At 38.7% G+C, this 773-nt stretch carries 1 pseudogene; it reads left to right on the forward strand.

Annotation, left to right across the window (positions count from 1 at the left end):
- A pseudogene (locus tag B2U95_RS10815) lies at positions 1–773 on the forward strand (hypothetical protein); the annotation flags it as partial.

Genomic DNA, 773 nt, shown 5'->3' on the forward strand with positions numbered 1-773 from the left:
GTGACAAGAAGTCCAGATATTACTGGAGATTTTGTACTCCATACCACAGCTAATGCTGCTTTATTATTTTCACCAGGTTCAACTACTGGTGTTGCTCCGCCTCTTACACTTAGTCCAAATACTACAGATTCCTTTATTTTTGATCCTCAAGCGCCTTTAAATAGACCTCCAATTGAAGTGTTTTATCACATTCCAGCAGGAGATATTACTACTATGCCTATACTCATGGCTTTTCATGGAGCAGATAGAGATGGAGGACCTCACAGAGATTATTGGATAGCGATGGCTAATGAAAATGGTTTTATAGTTATTGCGCCAGAGTTTTCAAGTGCCAATTATCCTGGTTTAGGTGATAATTACCTAATGGCTAATATCTTTGATGATGGAGACAATCCAAGTCCAGAAACTTTTAATAGCGAAAACGAATGGACGTTTTCTACTTTAGATCCAATATTTGAAACTGTAAAAGCAGCTATTTCAGGTACTCAAGAAAAATATAGTGCTTGGGGACATTCTGGTGGTGCACAATTTTTACATCGGTTTGTTACATATTTACCGAACAGCAATTTAGATGTTGCCGTTTGTTCTAACGCAGGATGGTACACCGTACCAGAAAATGGAGTTAGTTTTCCTTACGGCATTGATAATGGACAATTACCAACGGTAGATTTGACCGCAGCATTCTCAAGAAAGCTAATTGTGCATTTAGGCCAGAATGATAATGACCCGAATTCAGGATTAAGACGTAATGACGTTGTAGATGCGCAACAAGG

Origin of the sequence: Winogradskyella sp. UBA3174 (genome assembly GCF_002364335.1) — a bacterium.
Lineage (GTDB): Bacteria > Bacteroidota > Bacteroidia > Flavobacteriales > Flavobacteriaceae > Winogradskyella.